At 66.1% G+C, this 21846-nt stretch carries 22 protein-coding genes; 7 read left to right on the forward strand and 15 right to left on the reverse strand.

Annotation, left to right across the window (positions count from 1 at the left end; translation table 11 throughout):
* Genes C451_RS10390 through hisB form a run of 3 tightly spaced genes read right to left on the reverse strand, consistent with a single transcriptional unit; the run spans nt 1 to nt 1696 of the window.
* The gene (locus C451_RS10390; RefSeq protein WP_007740336.1) at nt 1–612 is read right to left on the reverse strand and encodes an IMPACT family protein; all 612 of its coding nucleotides are present in this window, start codon (nt 610–612) and stop codon (nt 1–3) included.
* Nucleotides 609–1112 carry a hypothetical protein gene (locus C451_RS10395; protein WP_007740338.1) on the reverse strand — a complete coding sequence of 168 codons (504 nt, stop codon included), beginning with the start codon at nt 1110–1112 and terminating at the stop codon, nt 609–611. Before C451_RS10395 ends, C451_RS10390 begins: the two co-directional genes overlap by 4 nt.
* On the reverse strand, nt 1112–1696 hold the full coding sequence (gene hisB / locus C451_RS10400; RefSeq protein WP_007740340.1) for an imidazoleglycerol-phosphate dehydratase HisB: 585 nt from the start codon (nt 1694–1696) through the stop codon (nt 1112–1114). The genes C451_RS10395 and hisB overlap by 1 nt, the downstream gene beginning before the upstream one ends.
* An 88-nt stretch (nt 1697–1784) precedes the next feature.
* On the opposite strand from hisB, the gene C451_RS10405 reads away from it, so the two are divergent.
* A complete protein-coding gene (locus C451_RS10405; protein ID WP_007740341.1) occupies nt 1785–2504 on the forward strand; it encodes a hypothetical protein in 720 nt (239 codons plus the stop codon).
* 73 nt (nt 2505–2577) lie between these two features.
* Here the strand turns inward: C451_RS10405 and hisA are convergent, their stop codons facing one another.
* Entirely contained in the window at nt 2578–3303 is a 726-nt protein-coding gene (hisA, locus tag C451_RS10410) for a 1-(5-phosphoribosyl)-5-[(5-phosphoribosylamino)methylideneamino]imidazole-4-carboxamide isomerase (RefSeq protein ID WP_007740343.1), read from the reverse strand.
* Nucleotides 3304–3416: 113 nt separating this feature from the next.
* On the opposite strand from hisA, the gene C451_RS10415 reads away from it, so the two are divergent.
* The 3 genes from C451_RS10415 to C451_RS10425 all read left to right on the forward strand — a co-directional run bounded on the left by C451_RS10415 (nt 3417) and on the right by C451_RS10425 (nt 6050).
* Nucleotides 3417–4562, forward strand: coding sequence for an inorganic phosphate transporter (locus C451_RS10415; RefSeq protein WP_007740347.1), 1146 nt, complete (start codon nt 3417–3419; stop codon nt 4560–4562).
* Nucleotides 4563–4618: 56 nt separating this feature from the next.
* Nucleotides 4619–5008, forward strand: a complete 390-nt coding sequence (gene fer, locus C451_RS10420; RefSeq protein ID WP_004051793.1) for a ferredoxin Fer — start codon at nt 4619–4621, stop codon at nt 5006–5008.
* Nucleotides 5009–5354: 346 nt separating this feature from the next.
* Complete coding sequence (locus C451_RS10425) at nt 5355–6050, forward strand: SDR family NAD(P)-dependent oxidoreductase (RefSeq protein WP_007740356.1); 696 nt, start codon at nt 5355–5357, stop codon at nt 6048–6050.
* Here the strand turns inward: C451_RS10425 and C451_RS10430 are convergent, their stop codons facing one another.
* Nucleotides 6051–7151, reverse strand: coding sequence for an aminopeptidase (locus C451_RS10430; protein WP_007740358.1), 1101 nt, complete (start codon nt 7149–7151; stop codon nt 6051–6053). It lies immediately after the preceding gene.
* A gap of 87 nt (nt 7152–7238) precedes the next feature.
* Here C451_RS10430 and C451_RS10435 point away from each other — a divergent pair, with 87 nt between their 5' ends.
* Complete coding sequence (locus C451_RS10435; RefSeq protein ID WP_007740360.1) at nt 7239–7574, forward strand: DUF5783 family protein; 336 nt, start codon at nt 7239–7241, stop codon at nt 7572–7574.
* Nucleotides 7575–7599: 25 nt separating this feature from the next.
* Entirely contained in the window at nt 7600–7965 is a 366-nt protein-coding gene (locus C451_RS10440) for a NifU family protein (protein WP_007740361.1), read from the forward strand.
* Nucleotides 7966–8063: 98 nt separating this feature from the next.
* Here C451_RS10440 and C451_RS10445 read toward each other — a convergent pair whose 3' ends face one another.
* A complete protein-coding gene (locus C451_RS10445; RefSeq protein WP_007740363.1) occupies nt 8064–9776 on the reverse strand; it encodes a cation:proton antiporter in 1713 nt (570 codons plus the stop codon).
* A 116-nt stretch (nt 9777–9892) separates the two neighbouring features.
* Here C451_RS10445 and C451_RS10450 point away from each other — a divergent pair, with 116 nt between their 5' ends.
* Nucleotides 9893–11359: a sulfatase-like hydrolase/transferase gene (locus tag C451_RS10450; RefSeq protein ID WP_007740368.1), complete on the forward strand. Its 1467-nt coding sequence runs from the start codon at nt 9893–9895 to the stop codon at nt 11357–11359.
* A gap of 30 nt (nt 11360–11389) precedes the next feature.
* Here the strand turns inward: C451_RS10450 and C451_RS10455 are convergent, their stop codons facing one another.
* The 9 genes from C451_RS10455 to C451_RS10495 form a co-directional block, all read right to left on the reverse strand.
* On the reverse strand, nt 11390–12271 hold the full coding sequence (locus C451_RS10455; protein WP_007740370.1) for a ketopantoate reductase family protein: 882 nt from the start codon (nt 12269–12271) through the stop codon (nt 11390–11392).
* A gap of 1 nt (nt 12272) precedes the next feature.
* Entirely contained in the window at nt 12273–12566 is a 294-nt protein-coding gene (locus C451_RS10460; RefSeq protein WP_007740372.1) for a DUF7130 family rubredoxin-like protein, read from the reverse strand.
* Between the two features lie 72 nt (nt 12567–12638).
* Entirely contained in the window at nt 12639–12824 is a 186-nt protein-coding gene (locus C451_RS10465) for a helix-turn-helix domain-containing protein (protein ID WP_007740374.1), read from the reverse strand.
* Nucleotides 12811–13269, reverse strand: coding sequence for a GAF domain-containing protein (locus C451_RS10470; RefSeq protein ID WP_007740375.1), 459 nt, complete (start codon nt 13267–13269; stop codon nt 12811–12813). Before C451_RS10470 ends, C451_RS10465 begins: the two co-directional genes overlap by 14 nt.
* Nucleotides 13270–13352: 83 nt before the next feature.
* A complete protein-coding gene (gene polC, locus C451_RS10475) occupies nt 13353–18338 on the reverse strand; it encodes a DNA polymerase II large subunit (RefSeq protein ID WP_007740376.1) in 4986 nt (1661 codons plus the stop codon).
* A complete protein-coding gene (locus tag C451_RS10480) occupies nt 18338–18760 on the reverse strand; it encodes a PPC domain-containing DNA-binding protein (RefSeq protein ID WP_007740377.1) in 423 nt (140 codons plus the stop codon). The genes polC and C451_RS10480 overlap by 1 nt, the downstream gene beginning before the upstream one ends.
* A 99-nt stretch (nt 18761–18859) precedes the next feature.
* A complete protein-coding gene (locus C451_RS10485) occupies nt 18860–19081 on the reverse strand; it encodes a helix-turn-helix transcriptional regulator (protein ID WP_080503533.1) in 222 nt (73 codons plus the stop codon).
* Nucleotides 19078–19431 carry a hypothetical protein gene (locus C451_RS10490; protein WP_007740380.1) on the reverse strand — a complete coding sequence of 118 codons (354 nt, stop codon included), beginning with the start codon at nt 19429–19431 and terminating at the stop codon, nt 19078–19080. Before C451_RS10490 ends, C451_RS10485 begins: the two co-directional genes overlap by 4 nt.
* 207 nt (nt 19432–19638) lie before the next feature.
* A complete protein-coding gene (locus C451_RS10495; RefSeq protein ID WP_007740381.1) occupies nt 19639–21825 on the reverse strand; it encodes an ATP-dependent DNA helicase in 2187 nt (728 codons plus the stop codon).
* Nucleotides 21826–21846: the final 21 nt, after the last annotated feature.

Here is a 21846-nt window from a genome sequence, read left to right on the forward strand (position 1 = left end):
TCACTCGCCGTCGTCCGATTCCAGCTCCGCCCGACCGCTGGTCGCGCTCAGCAGTCGCTCGCGCAGCTCCTCGGCGTCGGCGCTCGGCACGCGCACCGCGAAACTCGCCCGCTCTTCGTACTCGGCCTCGAACTCCACGTCACTGCTTTCGAGGATCCCACGAACGGTCCCCGAATCGTCGTAGTCGACGGCGAGGCGGAGCCGTTCGTGCGGGCGCTGTTCGACGGTTCCGGCGTCGTCGAGCGCGAGCTTCACCGCTCGGCCGTATGCACGGGCGAGCCCACCGACGCCGAGGTTCGTCCCGCCGTAGTAGCGCGTGACGACCGCCGCGACGTTTTCGATTTCCTCGCGTTCCATGACCGTCAGCGCGGGTTTGCCGGCCGACCCGCCGGGCTCGCCGTCGTCGCTCGCGTACTCCCGGAGCGGATCGGCGCGCACCCGGTAGGCCGGCACGTTGTGCGACGCGTCCGGATGTTCGTTCTCGATAGCGGCGACGAATTCTTCGGCGTCGGCGACCGTTTCTGCGGGCGCGATGTAACCGATGAACCGCGAGCCGCGCTCCTCGAAGGCCGCCTCGCCGCGTCCCCCGACCGTGCGATAGGTTTCGCTCATTCGAGTTCGAGCTTGCGGACGAACGGGAGCTCGCGGACCTCCGTCAACACGTCACCGGGGAGCGGCTCGTCGGTGATGATCGACAGCCGCGGCTCGTCGGTGAACTCGGGGTCCTCGCTGATCGTCTGCCGAATCGAGATATCGTGGTCGGCGATCACGGTCGTGACGCGAGCGACGATGCCGACCCCTTCGGCGTCGCCGACCGCGACGGTGAGCACCGAGAGATCGAGCACCGGCGCGAGGTCCTTCAGACTGGGCACTGCCGAAATATTCTGGAAGATCGGTCGCAGTTCGTCGTCGTCGAGCAGCGTGTCGGTCGTCGAGTCGACCACTCTTCTGTCGACGCCGACCTCGGTCGCGATCTGTGTGTTCGGAATTTCGATGCCGCCCGAGACCACCCGTCCCTCCGAACTGACCGAGAAGCCGCGTTCGAGCAGCAGCCTGACGACGGCCTGCTGGCCCGGGCTGCCCGCGAACTTCGCCATGATCTCGTCGAACATCACAGCGTGCCTTTCGTGCTCGGGGTTCCCTCGCGGCGCTCGTCGGGCCGTGTGGCGTCGTCGAGCGCCCGCGCGACGGCCTTGAACAGCGCCTCGATCTCGTGGTGGGCGTTCTCGCCCTCCAGTTCAGTGTGGAGCGTCAGTCCGGCGTTCGTCGCGAGCGAGCGGAAGAAATGCGGGGCCATCACGCTCGTGAACTCCCCGACCGTGGCCTGCGAGAGTTCGCCGTCGAATTCGAACAACGGTCGTCCCGACACGTCGACGACAGCGCCCGCGACGGCCTCGTCGAGCGGGACTTTCCGATCGGCGAACCGTCGGATTCCGGTCCGGTCGCCGAGCGCCTCGTCGAAAGCCGTCCCGAGCGCGATGGCGACGTCCTCGATCGTGTGGTGGTCGTCGACGTGGAGATCGCCGTCGCAGGTCACGTCGAGATCGAACAGGCCGTGTTTCGCGAACGAGTCGAGCATGTGATCGAGGAAGCCGATGCCCGTCTCGGCGGTCGCGTCGCCGTCGCCGTCGATGGTGAGCGAGAGCTCGATGGCCGTCTCGGCCGTCTCGCGCGTTACGGTCGCAGTCCGGGGCATATCGGTGCTTTCCGGGCAGACGTAAGGCGGTTATGCTAGCCGTCGGTCGTCCCAAACCCTTATTTTCCAGCCGAATACCATCTGAGTCATGGATATCGACGACGGAACGAGTGACCGTGATCCGGACGACCGATCCACCGCCGGTGATCGTTCCACGGCCGACGATCGCTCCACGACTGACGGCCACACCACGACTGACGGCCGCTCCACGGCCGACACCACCCCGACCCCGGACCGATCGACCGGTGAGACGCGCCGCGAGGGTGGTGCCGGTGAGACGATCGGCCGAAGCCTCGACTCGGCGCGCGACACGCTCGCCCAGTCCGGCCCGCGATCACAGCTCACCTTCGTCATCGGGCTGTTCGCCATCGTCGGTGCCGGCTTCGGTCTGCTGGGCGTCATCGTCCTCGAACTGCTCGCCGGCGGTAGCGGTGGCGGGTTCGGCCAAGCGATCGCCGCCGCCCTGTTCCTGGTCTCGGTGCTCGTCGTCGTGTTGCTGACCGGTCCCGTCATGGCTGCCCTCTCCGGGCTTCGCATCGCCGAACGGTTGGACGAGGCACGAGCGACCTATCTCACGAGTTTCGTCGCCACCGCGGTCGGCTACGTCGTGATGGTGCTCATCGCTGCCGTGCTCATCGGTCTCGTCGCCGGCGGTGGCGGCGGTGCCGAAGCCACCACGACCGGGGGCACGACCACGAACCCCTTCGACATCGCGGATCTCGTCGTCCCGCTGGTCGCTCTCGCCATTCCGGTCGGCCTCACCGGGCTGGCGTCGGCGTTTCTCACGCGCTGGAACGCCACTCGGTGAAACGACGCCGACCTCCCACCTCGATCGCCGACTCGCAAGCCGTCGCCGTACTGACCCCGCGCTGGCGGTTCCTTCACTCGTCGAGCGCCGCACGCGCATCGGCGAGCGTGAACCGTCCCTCGTAGAGCGCGCTACCGACGACGACCGCGTCCGCACCCGCTCCGCGGAGCGTCCGGATGTCGTCGATCGTGCCGACACCGCCGCTGGCGACGACCGGGATCGAGACCGCTTCCGCAATCCGGCGAACGCGTTCGGCCTCGACGCCCTCTAGCCGACCTTCGACGTCGACGTCGGTGAACAGGATCCCGCCCGCCCCGCGCTGTTCGTACTCGACGGCCGCCTCGGTGGGATCCATCCCCGTGCCCTCGGTCCAGCCGGCGACGACGACTTCGCCATCGCTGGCGTCGAGACTGACGAGCACTCGTCCGGGGTGGGTCTCGCTTATCTCCGTGACGAGATCGGGATTCTCGACGGCTGCAGTGCCCAGGATCACCCGTTCGACGCCGCTGTCGAGCAGCGAACGGGCGTCGGTGGCGGTGCGGATCCCGCCGCCGAGTTGCACAGGAATATCGACCGCGTCGACGATCCGTTCGATCGCCGCCGCGTTCTCGCGTTCGCCGTCGAAGGCTCCGTCCAGATCGACGAGGTGGAGCGTGCGCGCGCCCGCCGCGACCCAGCGCTCGGCCGCTTCGACCGGATCGCCGTACTCCGTTTCGCTCCCACGCTCGCCGCCGACGAGCTGGACGACCTCTCCCTCTTGCACGTCGACGGCCGGGATCACCTCGAAACCCTCGAACATGAGGGCTCTCCGCGAGCGCCGGCCTAAACCCGTCGGAAACCGTCGCTGATAACTTACAAACTGGTTTCACGTGGGCGAGAAAGAACTATCCGTTCGGCGTCGTATGAGTGACTATGGCACTCTCGGCTCTCTTCGTCGTCGGCCTCGGCGTCGCGGTGTTCGTCGGCTTCAACGTCGGCGGTTCGAACATCGGCGTCGCCTTCGGGCCGGCCGCCGGCGCGAGCGCGGTCTCGAAGACCGGCGCGGCGGCGCTGATGACGTTCTCGTTCTTCCTCGGCGGCTGGACGGTCGGGCGCGGCGTCGTCCGAACGATGGGCGGACGGATCGTCCCGTCGAGTTACTTCACGCCCGAGACGAGCGTCGTCGTGCTCTTCTTCATCGGGCTCGCGCTGTTCCTCGCCAACGTCGTCGGCGTGCCCGCCTCGACATCGATGACCGGCGTCGGCTCGATCGCGGGCCTCGGGCTGGCGAGCGAGGCGCTCGACTGGGCGACGATGACAGAGATCCTGACCTGGTGGCTCGTCTCGCCGATCGTCGCCTTCTGGGTCAGCGCCGTCGTCGGCCGGTATTTCTACTCACGGCTCGCCAGCGCGCTCGCGATCAACCAGACCGAGGGGTCGCTGTTCGCACTCGATCGTCGGGGGATGCTGCCACGGCCACGCCTCGGGGCGAACACCACCCGTCGCGAGGCCGTCGGGACGCTGTTGGTGGTCGTCGTGGCCTGCTACACGGCGTTCAGCGCGGGTACGTCGAACGCCGCCAACGCGATCGCGCCGCTGGTCGGTGCGGGCACGCTCGCGATAGAGCCCGGACTGTTGCTCGTCGGCGTCGCGGTCGGGCTCGGCGCGTTCACGATCGGGCGGCGAACGATCGCGACGATGGGAGAGGGGCTCACCGAGATGCCGCTGCTCGCGGCGCTCGTGGTCGCGGTCGTGAGTTCGACGCTCGTCACGATTCTCTCGTGGTTCGACATCCCCGTCAGCGTCGTCATCATCGCCACGATGTCGATCGTCGGGCTCGGCTGGGGTCGGGCGACCCGGACCGTCGGCGAGCGCACCGACCCGCTGGCGACGGGCGGGACGTCGGTCAGCGAGGCCGTGGTGGCCGACGAGGATCTGCGTGATCCGGGGGCGACCGACGAGGCGGCGGAGCTGTTCGAACCGGCGACGACGGCGAAGGTTATCGCCCTCCAGAACCTGGTGCCCGCGGTCTCGACGATCGCCGCCTTCCTCGTTTTCCGGTTTCTCACGGTCTTTTGATCGATTCTGTGATCCGAACAACAACACCTAACAAGCCGGGGGGTCAACGGCGGGTGATGCCCACCGTAGAATACGTCAACTACGAAGTGTTCGACGATCAGGGATGGGAGATCGACGACGACGACCTCTTCGAGAAGGCCGAAGACGCCGGTCTCGGCGAAGAGGATTACGGCACGATCGACGTCAACGAGTCGGAGTACATCCTCGAAGCCGCCGAGGCGCAGGGGTACGACTGGCCGTTCTCGTGCCGGGCGGGCGCGTGTGCGAACTGCGCCGCCATCGTCAAAGAGGGCGAGATCGACATGGACATGCAGCAGATCCTCTCCAACGAGGAGGTCGAGGACCGTAACGTGCGTCTGACCTGCATCGGCAGCCCGGCCGCCGACGAGGTCAAGATCGTCTACAACGCCAAACACCTCGACTACCTGCAGAACCGCGTCATCTAACCCCACTTTTTTACAAGGGATCCTCGCGCGCCTTCGGCGCGCTCGAACCCCTTCCAAAAACCTGGGCTAAAAACACCTGCTCGCAAACCGCGCGAGCAGTGAACCCCGCTCACTCCGTTCGCGCGGATGTCGACACTTGGCTGCGACCGCTCCGCAAACCACATCGTCACCACACAGCACCGCCGAAGCCCTCGGCGCACGCTCACTTCGTTCGCTACTCCTTCCAGTCGTGCGCCTCGCCCTTCATCCACCAGGAACTGCTGCCGCCACCGCGGCCGCACGGCGGCCGCACCGCAACTGCCGGCGGCCACCGAACGGTTTTGTCACTGCGTACCAACTGGTGAATATGACACGAACGGCCGTCATCGCGGGCGTCGGTCCCGGACTGGGCGCGTCGATCGCCCGGAAGTTCGTCGCGGAGGGCTGTGCGGTCGGCCTGTTCGCGCGCTCGGCGGACTTCATCGAGGACCTCGCCGACGAACTGAACGAGGACGGTGAAGCGCTCGCGGTCCGGACGGACATCACCGATAGAGAGCAGGTCGCGGCGGGGTTCGCTGAGGTCCGCGAAGCGTTCGGTCCCAACGACGTACTCGTCAACCACGCCAGCGGCGGCGCGTGGAAGGGGTTGCTGGATCTCTCGGACGAGGAGTTCGAGCAAGCCCTCGCGGTCGGCCCGCAGGGGAGTTTCCACTGCTCGCAAGAGGCCGTTTCCGACATGCTCGACAACGACGGCGGCACGGTGATCTTCACCGGTGCGACCTCATCGGTCCGGGGCAACGAGGGTGCGCTCGCCTTCTCGGCCGGGAAGTTCGCCGTCCGCGGGATGGCCGAGTCGATGGCCCGCGATCTCGGCCCGCAGGGGATCCACGTCGCCCACGTCGTCATCGACGGCGGCATTCGCCCGCCAGATCGGGACGTCGAAAATCCCGACGACTACCTCGATCCCGACGCCATCGCCACGAACTACTGGCAGCTCGTCGAACAGGACGAGAGCGCGTGGACGCTCGAACTCGATCTCCGCCCGCACACGGAAACGTTCTGATTACCCCTCGAAACCGTCTTCGAACCGGAAGGTACCGTCGCGCTGGACGACCTCGCCGTCGACTTCGATCCGCGAGTCCCCGCTCATGTCGACGATCATGTCGACGTGCTGTGCGCTCTGGTTCTGCTCGTTGCCCTCGCCGACGTTGTCGTCGTAGGCACGCCCGACGGCCATGTGGACCGTGTCGCCCATCTTCTCGTCGAACAGCATGTTGTAACTGAAGTGGTCGATGTCGCGGTTCATCCCGATGCCCAGCTCGCCGAGACGGCGTGCGCCCGCGTCGGTGTCGAGGATCGTCGTCAGGAGGTCCTCGTTTTTCTCGGCCTCGTGGGAAACGACCTCGCCGTTCTCGAAAGTGAGTCGCACGTCGGTGATCTCGCGGCCGCGGCGGTAGACCGGTTTGTCGAAGTGGACCTCGCCCGAGACGCTTTCTGGAACTGGAGCGGTGAACACCTCGCCGCCGGGCAGGTTGTGGCTGTCGGTGTCGTTGATCGCGTGGTTGCCCGCGATCGACATCGTGACGTCGGTCGAGGCACCCGAGACGATCCGGACCTCCTCGGCGTCGTCGAGGATTTCGACCAGCTGAGCCTGGAATTCGGCCTGTTCGTCCCAGTCCTTCAGGATGGCGTCGTAGACGAAGTTCTCGTAGGCTTCGATGCTCATCTCGGCGAGCTGTGCGTTCGCCGTCGTGGGATGCTGGGTGAGCGTCCAGCGGTGGCCGAGGCGCTCTTCGAGGATCGGGCCGTGGGCCTTCTCGTAGGCCGAGTTCACGTCCGGGTCGACGTCGCCGAGCTCGGTGACGTTCTCGTGACCGCGGATGATCGCGTGGCAGTCGGCGGCCTCGACGAGCGCTCGCTGGTGGGCGGGCGTCTCGAACTCCACGCCACTCTCGTCGGCGGCGTTGAGATAGGCTCGCATCGCCCGGCCGCTCCGATTGGTCCGGATCGCGAGCGGATGGGCACCGCGCTCGCCGGCGACCTCGTAGAGGGCTGTCACGAGGTCGTCGGCCGGCGGCTCGGACTTGATGAGGAACTCGTCGCCCGCGGCGAGGTCGACGGCGTCGGCGATCAGCTGTGCGTGCTCGCGGACTCGTGGGTCCATGTCTTATCGAGCCGTGGACGATCCAAACCAGTTTCGGAACCCGACGTCCACCGGCCCGCTTTAGTCCGTGCCGCACGTGTGCCGTGCATGACCGAGTTCAGCGCCGAGCAGTTCGAGGACAAGTACGCGAACTACTTCCCCGAGCTCCAGACCGCCTACCGCAACGCCTTCGAGTCGATGAGCGAGCGCTACGATTCGGAACTCATCCACGCCATCGACCAGCAGGTGCTCAACGAGAGCGAGCCGTTCTACGAGGAGGACGAGGGCTTTCGGATCGAACTTCCCGACGACCCGTACGATCGGCTCACGGCCATCGTCGTCGACGAGGAGAAGTTCGACGCGGTGCTCGCCGAATACACCACGACGCTCGAAACCGAGCTGGCGAACGTGTTCGACCTCGATGCCGGGAGTCCAAAGGTCTAAGAAGCGTGCGAGCGTACCGTCGAGCATGAGCACCGAGAGTCAGAGCAGCGACGACGACCTGCGCGAGGAGATCTCGAACTTCCTCCGTCGGAACTTCCCGCAGATCCAGATGCATGGTGGCAGCGCGGCGATCCAGGAGCTCGACCGCGAGTCGGGCGAGGTGACCGTCTCGCTCGGCGGTGCCTGCTCGGGCTGTGGCATCTCGCCGATGACGATCCAGGCGATCAAGAGCCGGATGGTCAAGGAGATCCCCGAGATCAACCAGGTCCACGCAAACACCGGGATGGGTGGCGGTGGCATGGGCGACGGTGGCTTCGGTGGCGGCGGCATGAGTCCCTCGTTCCCCGGCGAGACGACCGACGACGACGAAGGCCCAGAGGCCCCCTTCTAAGCCACCTCGCGGTTCCGACACACAGCCAGCGAAACGATCGACGATTTTTCGATCGGCTCTCTCCCTCCCAGTGACGACCCTCGCCACCGAGCGCCGCGTTAGTCGTCCGCGCCCCCACCTTTCGGTTCGATATCGAGCCCGAACTCCGCGGCCTGCGTGCGCCAGAACTCCTCGTAGGCCTCCTCGGTCTCGTCGACGGTGCTCCGGCCGTCGTCGACGCGATCGAGTTTCAGATCGACCTCTTCGAGCAGTCGATCACCGATGTCGCCGCTGATGACGCCGTTCTGGACCGCGTCCTGCACGGCGCTCTTCTCGCGCTGGAGCAGGCGGCGCTCGCCGATGAGCAGTTCTTCGCGCCGGAGATCGGGGTTCTCGCGCATGAGCTGTGAGATGGCTTCGCGGAGGTCGTCGCGCTCCTCCTCGTACTCGGTGGTGAAGTCCTCGTAGACGTCGGCCGGGATGTCGCCGCGGCTGTGGAGGCGGTCGGCGGCGTCGAGGGCGGCGTCGGTGGCGCGTTCGCGCCCGCTGAGCAGTTCGTAGAGCTGCTGGTCGGCCGAGCGCGTGACGATGCCCAGCCCGTTGAGCAGTCGCGGCATCGTCAGCCCCTGGACGACGAGGCTGAAGGCGGCGACACCGAAGACCATCGCCCGGAGCTGGGTGCCGAGCTCGAAGCCGGGCGGGAGCCCGAGCACGAGCGCGATCGGGATCGAGCCGTGCAGTCCGCCCCAGACCATGACGTGCTGGTAGTCGAAGGGCACCTCGGTGCCCGAAAACCGGTTGACGAGCCCGGTGAGCGGGTAGACCACCACCGCGCGCGCGAGAATGACGAGCACGATAGCGATCGCGATCGGGACGGCGAACTCGCCCAGCCGGCGGATCGGCGTCGTCGCGCCGATCGCGACGAAGATGAAGGTGTTGACGATGAACGCGGCCGTTTCGAGCGTGTTGAAGATCGAGAGCTTCGTCTGCGGGCTCATCGCGTACTCGACGCCGCGGTTGCCGATGAACAGCCCCGCGACGACGGTGGCGATCACGCCCGAGACGTGGAGGTAGTGTTCGGCGAGCAGGAAACTCCCGTAGGTGAGGATCAGCGTGAGGACGATCTCGGTCATGTGCTCGTCGAGATTAACCATCACGCGATAGACGGCGTAGCCCGCGAGCAGGCCGACGACCAGCCCGCCGAAACTCGTCACGAGGATGTCCAACCCCGTCGAGCCGATCTCGCGCAGCGTGAGCAGCTCCGAGATGGGCGTGCCGGTCCGCCTGGCCTCCTGGACGAGCGCCAGCAGCGCCGTGAAGACGACGACGCCGACGCCGTCGTTCAGCAGACTCTCGCCCTCGACGAGCGTCGAAAGTCGTTCGGGTGCGCCGAGCTCGTCGAACAGCGCGAGCACGCTCACCGGATCGGTGGGGAGGATCATCGCGGCGAACAGCAGCGAGACCAACAGTGGGAAGCCGAAGGCGAACTGGCCGACGGCCCCGAGCACGAGCACGGCGAGAATCAGGCCGGGGACCGCGAGGACGAGGATCGTCACGAGGTTGTTGCGGAACGATTCGAGGTCGGTCGTCGCCGCGCCCTCGAACAGCAGCGGCGGCAGGAGCACCAGCAGGATCAGGTCGTGCGAGAGCTGGATATCGAACAGCTGGATGCCGGTGAGTGCCTGGATGATCGAGATCCCGAAGCCGGCGAGGAGGAGCGCGATCGTGTAGGGGAAACGACCGATCTTGGCGACGAAGACGCCGACGCCCGCGGCGATCATGAAGACGACGAGTAGATTGACTTCGGTCGCCGCGACCGTCTGGGCCAGCATGCTGCGGGCTATTCGGCACGATCGGTTAAGCGCCTCGCCTGCGGCGGAGACGACCGGTGAACTGCCGAGCGACGGCGAACCGCGCGTATTTAGGGTCGCGGTCGTCACGGGAACGTATGAGCGATACGCCCGCGCGGAACGTCCTGTTCGTCGTCATGGACACGGTCCGCAAGGACCATCTCTCGGTCTACGACGACGAGCGCGAGACGACGCCCGGACTCGAAACGTTCGCCGAGGAGGCCGCCGTCTACGATCAGGCGGTCGCCCCGGCCCCGTGGACGCTTCCTTCCCACGCCTCGATGTTCACCGGGCGCTATCCCGGCGAGCACAACGCGACCCAGGAGAACCCCTATCTCGAAGGCCACCCGACGCTCGCCCAGTCGCTCACCGATCACCGAAGCTCCTGCTACTCCTCGAACGCCTGGATCACGCCCTACACGCATCTCACCGACGGGTTCGACAGCCAGGACAACTTCTTCGAGGTGATGCCCGGCGACCTGCTCTCGGGGCCGCTCGCGCGCGTCTGGAAGACGATGAACGACAACGAACGCCTCCGGCAGGCCGCCGACTGGCTCGTCAACCTCGGCAACGAGATCCACGAGTTCCTCGCGAGCGGCGAGGGAGCGGACTCGAAGACGCCCGCCGTCATCGACCGCACCATCGAGTTCATCGACGACACCGACGAGCCCTTCTTCTCGTTCATCAACCTGATGGACGCCCATCTCCCCTACCACCCGCCCGAGGAGCACAAGGAGCTGTTCGCGCCCGGTGTGGACTCGACGCAGGTATGTCAGAATTCGAAGGAGTACAACAGTGGCGCGCGCGACATCAGCGAGGCCGAGTGGAACTCGATCCGCGGGCTCTACGACGCCGAGATCCACCACGTCGACGCCCAGCTCCACCGGCTGTTCGAGTGGATGCGCGCGAACGACGAGTGGGAGGACACGCTCGTGATCGTCTGTGCCGACCACGGCGAGCTCCACGGTGAGCATGGACTGTACGGCCACGAGTTCGCGGTCTACGACCCGATCGTCAACGTCCCGCTGCTGGTCAAACATCCCGATCTCGAGCCGGGCCGGCGCGACGAGCAGGTCGAACTCGCCGATCTCTACCACACGGTGCTCGACCACGCCGACGCGCGCGGCAAGGGCCTCCCGCTCGATCGCGACCGATCGCTGCTCTCCGAGAGCTATCGCGAGTTCGACGGCGGCGAGAACGCCTTCGTCGAGTATCACCGGCCGGTCGTGGAACTCAATCAGTTGGAGAACAAGGCCAGCGCCGCCGGTATCGAGCTCGACGAGAACTCGCGATTTTACTCGCGGATGCGCGCCGCCCGCCGACCCGACGGGAAGTACATCCACAACGAGCGCATCGCCGACGAGGCCTACCGGCTCGACAGTGATCCCGATGAACTCGCGGATCGCACCGGTGACGAGGACCCGGTCATCGCCGAACTCGAGAGCGCCCTCTCCGCATTCGAGCACGACCGCGACGACTGGGGAAGCGTCGAGGGTGAGGAAGTGCTCTCGGAGATGGGCGACGACGCCAAACAGCGCCTCGAAGATCTGGGCTACATCGACTGAGCCCGACTGAGCCTCACAACTCTCGCCCGCTCAGCTGCCATACCCGCGCTCACGCGCACGGACGAGTGCGGTGAGCGTTCGGTTCACCGGCACTCGGTCGTCGGCACGATCGACGACGGCACCGTTGATCGCGTCGATCTCGGTTTTCGTTCCCGCCTCGACGTCCTGCGCCATCGACGAGGTGTTCCTCGCGGTCGCTTCGACCACCGATTCGAGCGCTGCAACCGCCTCGCTCTCCGCGAGATCGACGCCCTGCTCCCGGGCGACGCGGGCGACTTCGCGGGCGGCCTCGCTGGCGATATCGTGGAGTGGACCGTCGGCGAGCGCGCCGTTCTCGACGCCGGCGAGCGCGGTCGTCGGGTTGATCCCGGCGTTGACGGCGAGCTTTCGCCAGAGGCGCTTCGGCATCCCGTCGTCGTGCATGGCGTCGATGCCCGCCGATCGGAGTGCCTTGACCGCGCGCTCCGCGGCCGCCGAGGGGCCGCCGTCGGGCGCACCGAGTGCGATCTCGCCGATGCCGGTACACTCGACCCGTCCGGGGGCGGGGCGTCGCGCGCCGTAGGTGCAGGTGCCGGCGAGCACGGTGTCGAGCTGCGCGGCGAGCGCCTCCTCGTTGCCGAGGCCGTTCTGGAGCGAGCAGGTTATTTCCGGGTCGCAGTCAGCGAGCGCACGCCCGGCGGCGGGCGTGTCGAATGACTTCACCGTGACGAGCGCGAGATCCGCACTATCGGGAACCGTCGTCCGGGCCTCGGGATGGGTCGTGAACTCGACGGCCCCCTCGACGGCGAGCCCCGATTCGCGGATCGCCGCGACGTGCGGGTCGCGCCCGACCAGCGTCACGTGGTGCTCGCGCGCGCAGAACCCGCCGACGAGGCTGCCGAGACTCCCCGCGCCGAAAACCAGGATCTCCACGTCAGTCTTCGGTCCAGTAGTACAGTTCTTCTTTCGCTGCGTCACACGAGGGACAGCTGTCGGGGATGCCGCCCTTGAGATCGCCCATCTCGCCGCACTCGCCACAACGCCACATCAGTTCGGCCTCGCCGAGCGCGTGGCCCGCCCGCTCGTGTTCGACAGAGAGCGATTCGACGCCCTCGCGGGTCGTGACGAAGAAGCCGTCCGTGTCGAATCCACGAACGGTCCCGATCTCCGTGCCCTCTTCGGTGTAGACGGTCGTCCCGACCCCAACTGTTGGACGCTTCTGACTCATGGCGGTCGTTCGTCGTCGATCGACATAAATTCTACCGGCCGATTCACCCGCCCGATCGATTATTCGGAGCGCTCACCCCCCGAACAGCTCCACGAGCGCGGCCGCCTGCTCGTCGCTCGGCTCCTGATTACCCTCCTCCCACGCTCTGATCGCGGTCGCCGTCGTATCGAGGTGGCTCGCCAGCTCCGTCGGATTGAGGCCACGTGCCTGCCGACGGGAACGCAGCTCCGCGCCGAGCGGCGGGTTATGCGTCGTCATGATCGAGGAGTCGTCGCCCGACGGCCATCAACTGCTCGCGTTCGTCGGGCCGGAACTCGTACCGTTCGGGCTTGGCGACCCCGATCGTCCCCTCGACCCTGTCGTCGGCCCCGAAGATCGGCGCGGCCAGCGACCCCTCCATCCCGGTCGCCCGCGCGCCCTCCTCGGCGACGCCCGAGTCGTCGGTCTGGAGGTTGCAGACGTCGACCGGTTCGGCGCGTTCGGCGGCCAATCCGGCCATCCCCTTGCCGATCGGGATCCGTCCGATCCGCGAGCGCACGGCTTCCGGAATGTCGACCGATGCGACGAGCGTCAGTTCGTCCCCGTCCCGCCGATGGAGCGTCCCCGACGTGCAGTCGAACGCCTCGATGATCTCTTGGAGAACCGCCGTCGTTCCCTCGTCCGGATCCGGTTCGATCGTCGAGGCTGTGTGTTCGTCGCTCATCGTTCCGCCGTTCCTACCGCCGCCGGCCGGTTAACGCTGCGGAACTCGCGACGTCCGTCCGCATACTCCTGGCACCACCGTTTTCACATGAAGTCCGCGATCCCGCTCTGCTTGTTTTTGTCGTTCTCGAACACGCTCTCCAGCGTGCGTTCGAGCACTTCGAGGCGCTGTTTCGTGTAGTCGCGAGTGCCGTACTCCTCGGCGACGCGGGTGGCGGTGCCGATGTACTTCTTCACCGAGCCCTCGTGCACGGTCAGATTCACGTCGCCGCCGCACTCCCGACACTCGCCGGTGAGCGGCATCCGGCGATACTTGGTCCCGCAGTCGAGACAGCGTGTCTCCTGCCGGGAGAAGGCTCTGAGGTTGCCGATGAGATCGGGCAGGAAGTGATATTCGATGATGCGCTCGGCGACGTCGGTCTCGTCGACCGCGCGGAGCTTCCGGGCGAGTTCGAGCTGGGCGTCCATCTTCTCGGTCATCGAGCCCAGGGTCTTGTACGCCGACAGCGATGGCCCGAGCGCGAGGTTCGAGGTGTCGTGCGTGTGTCGAAAGCCCGAATACTCGCCCTCGGTGCCGACGCTCTCCTCGGCGATCTCGATGTCGACGCTTCCCGGCTCTGCCATCTCCAGAGTTGCCTCGTAGAACTCCTTCGGGTAGGACTCGACGACGTCCATGTTGTGGGCCTCGTCGTCGATCTCGGCCGGGTCGATCCGTGAGGACATCACCAGTGGCGCGTCCATCCGTCCGCCGCGCTTGTCGGGCAGATAGGCCTTCGAGAAGTTGAGCAACCCGTCCAGCAGAAGCATCACACAGTCTTCGTCCCCATCGCACTGGCCGACGAAGAGATCGTTCGCGACCAGCCTGTTCGTCTCCGCGACGGTGAGCGAGTAGACGTGGTCGCCTGTCGATTCGACGATATCGACCTGGACCACCTCGTCGAGCCAGACGTCCGCGCTGCCGCCGTCGCCGAGCACCCGCTGTGTGCGGACGTCGACCGAATCGAGCACGGTAGCGAGCGTCCGCGATTTCCGGTCGAGATGGAACCCGATCTCCTCCGCGAACCGGACGACGTTTTCCGAGGTTATCTTACAGGTCCACGAGCGATACTCCGGCACTGGACCGTCGTGGAATTCGGCAACGGCACCCGTCGACGGAACGCGACGTTCCTCGTAGGTTTTGGCCGCGACTCCGAAGCGCTTCAGTGCGGCGACAAGGTCGCGCTTCAACTCGTCGCTGACGGTCGTCGCACGGATCTCGATGCGGTCGCTCGATACGCTACCGTCGCCGCTGAAGTACGCTGCGAGAAACGCCTTGAGCTGTGGGATCGGTGCGTTCGTCATGCAGTCGGGGATCCGCTTCGTCTCCGCCCGCGTTCCAGCGGCGAAGACGTCCGCGAAAAGCGTGGCCACGAGTCGACTCGACGCCGTCACCTTCCACTCGCTTTCCTCGTAGGCCTCCACTCCGAGCGCCTCCTCGAAAGCGTCGATGACGTCACGGCGTGCGGCGTCATCTGGCGTACAGATCGTCGTCTGATAGAATTCCCCCGCTTCTCGGCGTGTGAAACCCTCGGCTGCGTAGTAACCGAGCAGTGTCGCGAACCCTTCGTCGATTTCGAGCGTTCGTGCGACAGCGGTCTTGTCGCGTTTCACCGAGAGCGAGACGTCCGCCGGCAGGCGATCGAGCAACGCCGTATCGCCGATGAGTGTGACCAGGACGGATGCCGGAACACTGTCGCGGCTGATCCAGTTATAGACGGTCGAACCGCTGCAATCGAGCGCTTCCGCAACCGGTTTGACGTGCCCTTCCGCTTCGGTCGCGTCATCGAACAGGGACTTGAGGTCCTCGGAGCCGATACCTCGTATCACTAGTTCGTCGTTCGGCACCGCATCGGCATCGAGGAATGCGTCAAGCAGATCGATACTCGCTGCCTCGCCATCGTAGTCGATCCGTTTCGGCGACGGAATCGAATCACCGGTTTCGAGCTCGTACGCTTCGATGTCCTCGATGCCACCGTCCCATCTCACCATCGAGTGATCCGGCGTCACGGTCAGTTCGCGTCCGCTTCGCGTCTCGATCTCGATGAGGTGGTCGGGTGCAGTATGCTTCGAAACCGCTTCGATCGGCTTTCGCACCCGTTCCCCATTGTCGTCGATCGAGGGAACGCGAATCTCGCCGTCGAGTTCTTCGACGAGCGTGCCGAAATCGTCCTCACGGGGATCTTCGAGTGACTCCTCGACTAACGACGAGATCCGTTCGTGTCGCCAGCTCCCCTCATCCTCGACCCAGAGCTTGGTCTCGGGATGGAAACAGTTCCGACGCTTCGATGCGTGGAAATACGGATGTGCGTAGCCGACGGCGGCGCTCGTGAACCCGATCACCCGACCGACGACCGCCGCCGAGGTGTGGGGAGCCATCCCGAAGACGAGTTCGCCGACGAGGTCGTCCCGATCGTCGAGTTCGTAGAACGACTCCAGTCCGTAGTAGCTTTCGAGCAAGTCGTCGACGAAGTCGGCCGTTCTGAGCATGTGTTCGGCCGCGCCGTTCGAGAGCACGACGTCCTGGACCTTGAGCTCGACGAGCTGGTCGTCGTGGCGCAGCGGGTCGCCGTTCATGTCCTCGTGGTAGCCGAGCTCGCGGAACTGCTCGACCGAGACGTCGAGTTCCGCCGGTCGCACGCTCGTCACCGGGAGGTCGGTCATGTCGTACCTGACTGTGCCGTCCTTGAACGTCGAGACGCCGTGTTTCGCCCGGAGAACGCCCTTCTCCATCGGTTCGGGGGTTTTCAGCTCCGAGGTCAGCCCCTTCACGCCTTTCATGATGTCGAAGGCGCTCTCGCGCTCGCCGACCGCGTCCAGCGCGTCCTGGTACTCCTCGCGGAGGTTCACCGCTTGCCATTCGGTCGGCCACGCCTCGCTGCCACAGCGAGGACACTCCACCTGTCCGGACTCGTCGGGTTCGACCGCGATCTCGCAGTCGGGACACTCGTAGCGCGGCTCGGTCGGCGCGCCACAGTCCGGACAGCGCGTCTCGTAGCTCCGTTCGCCGCAGTCGACGCACTCCCGACGGCCGATCTCGACGGGGACGACGCCACGCTCGCCGCCCTCGTCGTGGACGTACTCGGTGGCCTTGCTCACGTCGCGCTGGTTGCCGCCGGCTTCACCGATCGGAAAGAGGGTGTGGACCGCCGGCGAGAGCTCGCGCGTCTCCGACTTCTCCGGTCTGCCCATCCGCCCGCCGATGCGCGTCGGCGCGCGCTCGCGAAGGGCGAAGGGCGCGACCTCACGAACTGCCTCCATCGCGTTCGGCCACTCGCGTGCCTCTTTCGAGAGCTCCCCTGCCGTACTGTCGAGCGACTCGTCGAACCCGAGCGAGCGAACGAACGGCATGGGATCGGGGATCCTGAGCGCGTCGCCGGCCTGCGAGTGGGGGATGAGGAGTGCTTCGAGTGCCTCGCGGACCGCAGGACGAGGTTCGAGCGCCAGTTTGTCGTCGACGAACTCGCCGGCCGCGACCGCCTCGCGGAGCGTCGTGAACGCGTCGACGGAGATGTCGTGCCAGCAGTAGGTGTAGTCGGGATGCAGCGGCGCGTCGTACTCGACGGCCCACTCGATGGCCTCTGCGGGCGTGGGATGTTCGAGATCGACGCGCGTCGAGTCGGCGAGCGCGCGCACGTCCGCAGCGGTGGCCTCGAACTCCTGGATCCACCAGTCGTCGGTGTAGGAGGCCGGTGCCAGGGGGTGGTTGTTCTCGACGAACTCACCGTAGTTGACGAGATACTCGCCGAGATCGAGGATCGCCTCGACCCCGTTACGGAGTTCGAGCGCCTCCGCCGGATCGTCGATGCGCCGGACGTCACCGTTCGCCAGCCTGACCGTGGGCCCCTCGATCGAATCGACGGGAACGACCCCGGCGGCCTTCCCCGGTCGCTCGGTCTTGAGCTGCGTGCCGGTCGCGAGGAAGTCGTCGACGAGATGCATCGTCGCCGGATGGACGCCCGCAGTCGCGAACCCGTGGTTGCGCGCGCGACCGTAGCGCAGGCGAAATCCGCCGGCCTCGCTCGGATGGCCGAAGACCGGTCGGCCGGCGATGAGGTCCCGAAGGAACTTCTCGGAGGGGTCGGGCCGGAGTGGTCCCACCGGTTCGTCGTCGGGTTCCTCGCTCGCTTCCTCGGTCGATTCGTCCGATGTGTCCTCGCCGTCCGGTTCGTCGTCGGCCTCCTCGTCGGCACCGTCGATCGTGCCCGCGATCAGGTCGTCGAGCCACGGCCAGTCGACCTCGTCCAGTTCGCTGGTGTAGCGCTCGATCTTCGGTGCCTTCTGGGCGATCCCCTCGCCGAGCACGAGACACATCCCTCCTCTCGCGCTGTTCGTCCCCACCCGTTCGAGATCGCGAAAGCCAGAGACCTCCTCCTGACCGGTGGCCTCGCCGTCGAGCATCACCGGCGAGTGTCGGGCGATGAACTTCGTCTCGGCGTCCTTCGGCGAATACTGGAGTCCGGTCTCCGAATCGTAGAGATCCACCTCTTCAGCGTAGCGCTCAACCTCCTCGTCGCGGGGCTGATAGCTACCGAGCCCGAGTAACGAGCGCGTGTAGTCAGCGACGAGCACCGAAAGGGCTTGGGCGGTGCCGCCGGCCGAGCGGATCGGTCCCGCATAGAAGACGCGGACGAACTGCGTCCCATCGGGGTTGTCCGCGAGCTCCACCCTGTCGATCCCCTCGATCGGTGCGGCGACGACACCCTCGGTGAGCAGCGCGACCGCCGTCCGGACCGCGCCCTCGATCGTCCCGGCCTGTGTCTCGTAATCGCCGACGCGGCCCTCGGCGAAATCGGCGGCGAGTTCGAGGGCGGCCTCCTCGCGGCTCATCTCGCCCTCCAGCTCGCGCACGCGCTCGGCGACACCCTCGATCCCCAGGATGTTCTCCACGCGGTCGGCCATGTCCTTGGCCACGGGGATCTCGATCTCGGGGGTCGGATCGCCACCCTTCCCGCGTGCTTCCTCGGCGATCGCGATGGCCTCGTCGAGCTGGCCCTCGATCCCCTCGAAGTAGCGTTCGTCGTCCGCCCTCATCAGAGCGGCCAGAGATCGAGATCGGTCGTCTCGTCGTGCTCGCGTTCGAGGTGGGCGTCGAACTCCCGGAGGTAGACCTCGCCGGCGAACACCGTGCCCGAATCCAGATGGCCCGCCACGGTCGAACCGTCCGCGCGCGAGCAGACCGCGTGAGTGTGGGCGAACCGCTCGCCGTCGAGCCAGGAGACGTTACCGACGCAGGCGGCGACTTCGAGCGGTTCGTCGAATGCCACCGAATCGTACTCCTGCCGACTCTGATCGTAGAAGAACAGTTCGACGTCCTGCACCGCGCCGAGCGCGACGAAAAAACCGGCATCGACGCCCGCGTCGGTCGCGAGCGCTTCGATCTCCGCACGCCAGTCCGCGCCGTGGTCCAGCCCGGCGACGAACTCGCGTCCCCCATCGAGTTCCCGGTAATCCATATCCATCCACTCGCGCGGCGGCGGCAAAAACCTTCAGTTCGTCACAGCACGAACGGGACTGCTTCATCGTTGCGTCGCCGGCCCGACGAACTGGACATTTCAATCGTCGTGGTCCGTCCCGACCCCGTTCAGTTCGGGATCGAACAGGTCCTCGATCCGGCAATCGAAATGGGCGGCCAGTTTGAACGCCAGCTCGATCGAGGGGTCGTAGCGCTCACGCTCGACCGCGTTGATCGTCTGGCGAGTGACGTCGACGGCCGCCGCGAGGTCGGCCTGGCTCATGTCCGCCCTGTTTCGATGCCGTCGAACCGTGTTTTTCATCTGCGATACCGGAGCCACGTGACGACAACTCCAAACGTCGCGAACAGCGCGACGTAGCCGTACAGCGCACCCCACACCACTGTCGGCACGGTGTAGATATCGGTCCACGTGAGAATTCTGGCAGCGGATGCGCCGACGACAAATATCGGTGCGGACAGGGCCAGTGTCGTTGTCGCTGCGCGCTGTTCGAGTGCCTTATCACGCTCATCGAACAGCGTGAGCGATGTACCGCGCCAGACGGCGAGAAACCCGATGGCCCCGATCCAGTACACTGCTTCGCCGATGAATGGATATCCGAGCGATCTGAGCGCGAGACCGATGGCGACACCGCCGAAAACGAAACCCCACATCACGCGGCGGTAACGGCGTCGCTTCGTGAAGCGCCTCCGTCCGGTTGTTTCGGTTTGTGTCATGGTTCGTGTGTAAAGCGAACGTTCCGTAAAGCACGCTTTACAGTAAAGCGTATTTTACACTCCACAATAAATCTGTCGCTGCTTGATCTCTGGCTCAGAACATCGATCGTACTCGAAAACCGGATGCAATGCACGTCGATTCGCTCAGGGCGTCGGCGGGTCACCGTCGTAGGCCGTGTGATCGGAGTAGAAGTTGAGCATGGCGAACTTGAGCTTCTCCGGCGCGACGTCGAGCAGTTCGGCGCGCTCCTCCTCGGGGAACGTCTCGCGGACGCCGTACTTGCCCATCTCACGCCGGCCGCGATCCGTGTAGCGCGCGTCGAGCAGCGCACGCACGCCGATCTCCTCGGGCGAGCGCAGCACACGCCCGAGCGCCTGCCGCGTCTTGCGGATGGTGGGGATCTCGACGGCGTACTGCCAGCCCGCGCCGTAGGCGGCGTCGTAGGCGTCCTCGACGGCTTCGAGCCGGTCGTCGAGATGCGGGTACGGGACGCCGACCACGACGACGGTGTGGGCGTCGTCGCCGTCGAAACTCACGCCCTCGGCGAGCGTGCCCCACAGCGAGGTGAACAGTGCGCCATGCTCGTCGGCGGCGAATTGCTCGCGCAGCGACTCGACGGCCTCGCCCGGTTCGTCGAGATAGGTCGTCGCGTTCGTCGTGGCGGCGACGCGGTCGTGATAGCGCTCGGCCTCGCTATAGCTCGGGAAGAAGAGGAGCGTGTTGCCCGGCGTGAACCGGATCGCGTCGTCGAGCGTATCGGTGATCGTTCGCTGCACATCCATGTCGTCGCGCTCGCTGGCGAACAGCGCCGGTGTGTCCACGGCGAAGGTCCGGCGGCGCTCCTCGGGAAACGTGAGCCCGTAGGCCATCGTTTCCGGCTCTTCCAGCCCGAGCACGTCGGTCACGACGTCGAACGGCCGCAGTGTCGCGCTCATCAGCACGCTCGCGTGCAGGTTCGCAAAGAGCGGTTCGGTCACGTCGCGCGGGATCGACGCGAACGACTCCGCACGACCGTAGACCCCGTCGGGCCCCTCGCGCACCGAGATCACGGGATGGCGACCGCCGGATGCGCCGTCTTCGAGCCACGACTCGACGAACCGCACGGCTTGAAGCGTCTGGCACTCTTTCCGGACCTGTGTCTCGCCGTTGCGGTATTTCCGGTCGTATTCCCTGTCGAGCGCCGCGCCGAGCGCGAGCGCCGCCTCGACGTCACCCTCGATACCCTGCCCGGTGTAGGCATCGAGAAAGGCGAGCGTGAGGTCGTCGCGCCCCTCGCTGTTGGCGATCTCCAGATCCTCCCAGTCCTCGCCGACGTGTTCGCGCTCGCCGAAGCCCAGTTCCTCGTCGTAGGTCGCGACGAGCGCCTTCCGGAAGGCGCTCACGACGTTTCTCGCCTGTGGGGCTCGCGGATCGTCGCTGTCGTCGCACTCGGCGAGGGCGCTGTCGAGGGTCGTCTCGGTCAGGGTGCGGGTGGCGTGTTCGCGCGCGGCGCTCTCGACGTTGTGGGCCTCGTCGAAGACGGCGATGACGTCTTCCGGATCGCGGCCGAGCCAGCGGAAGAACTGCTCGCGGATCACGGGATCGAGCAGGTGGTGGTAGTTACAGACCACGAGATCCATCTCCTCCATCCCGTCCTTGAGGAGCTCGTAGCCACAGAGGTTCTCCTGTTCTGCGTACTCGTAGATCTCCTCCGGCGTGCGCACGTCGCTGGCGAGCCACGCGTAGAATTCGTCGGTATCCGCGGTGAGGTTGTTGTAGTAGTGCTCGCAGATCGACTCCTCGCGCAGCTCCTCGACCTCGTTCTCGACGCTTTCGAGTTCGTCCATCACCGCGCTGCGCGCTTCGGTCGCGTCGGCGTCGCCGTCCTGACTCGCGTCGAGAAGGCTCTCCTCGCGCGCTTCGAGCTCGTCGAGATCTTCCTCGGCGTTCACGAGGTTCTTCGTGCTGTCGCGCAGCACCTGACACTCCTCGTAGTCGACGTCGATATGACACATCGAGGATTTGCCCTTGAACACCGTCGCGCGGAGCGGTTCGCGGTCGTTGATCGCGCGGGCGTCCGCGACGAACTGGCGCATCTGCTGGTGGACGTTCGTCGTGATCACGACGGTCTTGTCCTCCTCGCGGGCGAACTCCAGGGCGGGCACGAGCGCCGAGAGCGTCTTGCCCGTGCCGCAGGCACCCTCGAAGAGGACGTCCGTTCTCTCTCCGAGCGCGTCGTGGATGCGTTCGATCGCTTCGCGCTGGTTCTCGTACGGCGACTCGTAGGGAAAGAACCGGAGGGGGGACGCGTCGGCAGCCACAGTGGTGAAGACTGGCGCGCCGTCGATCATAAGGATTTGCGTACCGGGGCG

This window comes from Halococcus thailandensis JCM 13552 (assembly GCF_000336715.1).
Taxonomy (GTDB): domain Archaea; phylum Halobacteriota; class Halobacteria; order Halobacteriales; family Halococcaceae; genus Halococcus; species Halococcus thailandensis.

What these genes read in the sequence shown, in the direction of transcription:
- C451_RS10480 (WP_007740377.1), bottom strand. Translation starts at nt 18,760, where the DNA reads ATGGATTACCGGGAACTCGATGGGGGACGCGAGTTCGTCGCCGGGCTG.
- C451_RS10440 (WP_007740361.1), top strand. Translation starts at nt 7,600, where the DNA reads ATGAGCACCGAGAGTCAGAGCAGCGACGACGACCTGCGCGAGGAGATC.
- C451_RS10415 (WP_007740347.1), top strand. Translation starts at nt 3,417, where the DNA reads ATGGCACTCTCGGCTCTCTTCGTCGTCGGCCTCGGCGTCGCGGTGTTC.
- C451_RS10445 (WP_007740363.1), bottom strand. Translation starts at nt 9,776, where the DNA reads ATGCTGGCCCAGACGGTCGCGGCGACCGAAGTCAATCTACTCGTCGTC.
- C451_RS10450 (WP_007740368.1), top strand. Translation starts at nt 9,893, where the DNA reads ATGAGCGATACGCCCGCGCGGAACGTCCTGTTCGTCGTCATGGACACG.
- C451_RS10390 (WP_007740336.1), bottom strand. Translation starts at nt 612, where the DNA reads ATGAGCGAAACCTATCGCACGGTCGGGGGACGCGGCGAGGCGGCCTTC.
- C451_RS10395 (WP_007740338.1), bottom strand. Translation starts at nt 1,112, where the DNA reads ATGTTCGACGAGATCATGGCGAAGTTCGCGGGCAGCCCGGGCCAGCAG.
- C451_RS10465 (WP_007740374.1), bottom strand. Translation starts at nt 12,824, where the DNA reads ATGACGACGCATAACCCGCCGCTCGGCGCGGAGCTGCGTTCCCGTCGG.
- C451_RS10435 (WP_007740360.1), top strand. Translation starts at nt 7,239, where the DNA reads ATGACCGAGTTCAGCGCCGAGCAGTTCGAGGACAAGTACGCGAACTAC.
- hisB (WP_007740340.1), bottom strand. Translation starts at nt 1,696, where the DNA reads ATGCCCCGGACTGCGACCGTAACGCGCGAGACGGCCGAGACGGCCATC.
- C451_RS10405 (WP_007740341.1), top strand. Translation starts at nt 1,785, where the DNA reads ATGGATATCGACGACGGAACGAGTGACCGTGATCCGGACGACCGATCC.
- C451_RS10485 (WP_080503533.1), bottom strand. Translation starts at nt 19,081, where the DNA reads ATGAAAAACACGGTTCGACGGCATCGAAACAGGGCGGACATGAGCCAG.
- polC (WP_007740376.1), bottom strand. Translation starts at nt 18,338, where the DNA reads ATGAGGGCGGACGACGAACGCTACTTCGAGGGGATCGAGGGCCAGCTC.
- hisA (WP_007740343.1), bottom strand. Translation starts at nt 3,303, where the DNA reads ATGTTCGAGGGTTTCGAGGTGATCCCGGCCGTCGACGTGCAAGAGGGA.
- fer (WP_004051793.1), top strand. Translation starts at nt 4,619, where the DNA reads ATGCCCACCGTAGAATACGTCAACTACGAAGTGTTCGACGATCAGGGA.
- C451_RS10430 (WP_007740358.1), bottom strand. Translation starts at nt 7,151, where the DNA reads ATGGACCCACGAGTCCGCGAGCACGCACAGCTGATCGCCGACGCCGTC.
- C451_RS10495 (WP_007740381.1), bottom strand. Translation starts at nt 21,825, where the DNA reads ATGATCGACGGCGCGCCAGTCTTCACCACTGTGGCTGCCGACGCGTCC.
- C451_RS10425 (WP_007740356.1), top strand. Translation starts at nt 5,355, where the DNA reads ATGACACGAACGGCCGTCATCGCGGGCGTCGGTCCCGGACTGGGCGCG.
- C451_RS10490 (WP_007740380.1), bottom strand. Translation starts at nt 19,431, where the DNA reads ATGTGGGGTTTCGTTTTCGGCGGTGTCGCCATCGGTCTCGCGCTCAGA.
- C451_RS10460 (WP_007740372.1), bottom strand. Translation starts at nt 12,566, where the DNA reads ATGAGTCAGAAGCGTCCAACAGTTGGGGTCGGGACGACCGTCTACACC.
- C451_RS10470 (WP_007740375.1), bottom strand. Translation starts at nt 13,269, where the DNA reads ATGAGCGACGAACACACAGCCTCGACGATCGAACCGGATCCGGACGAG.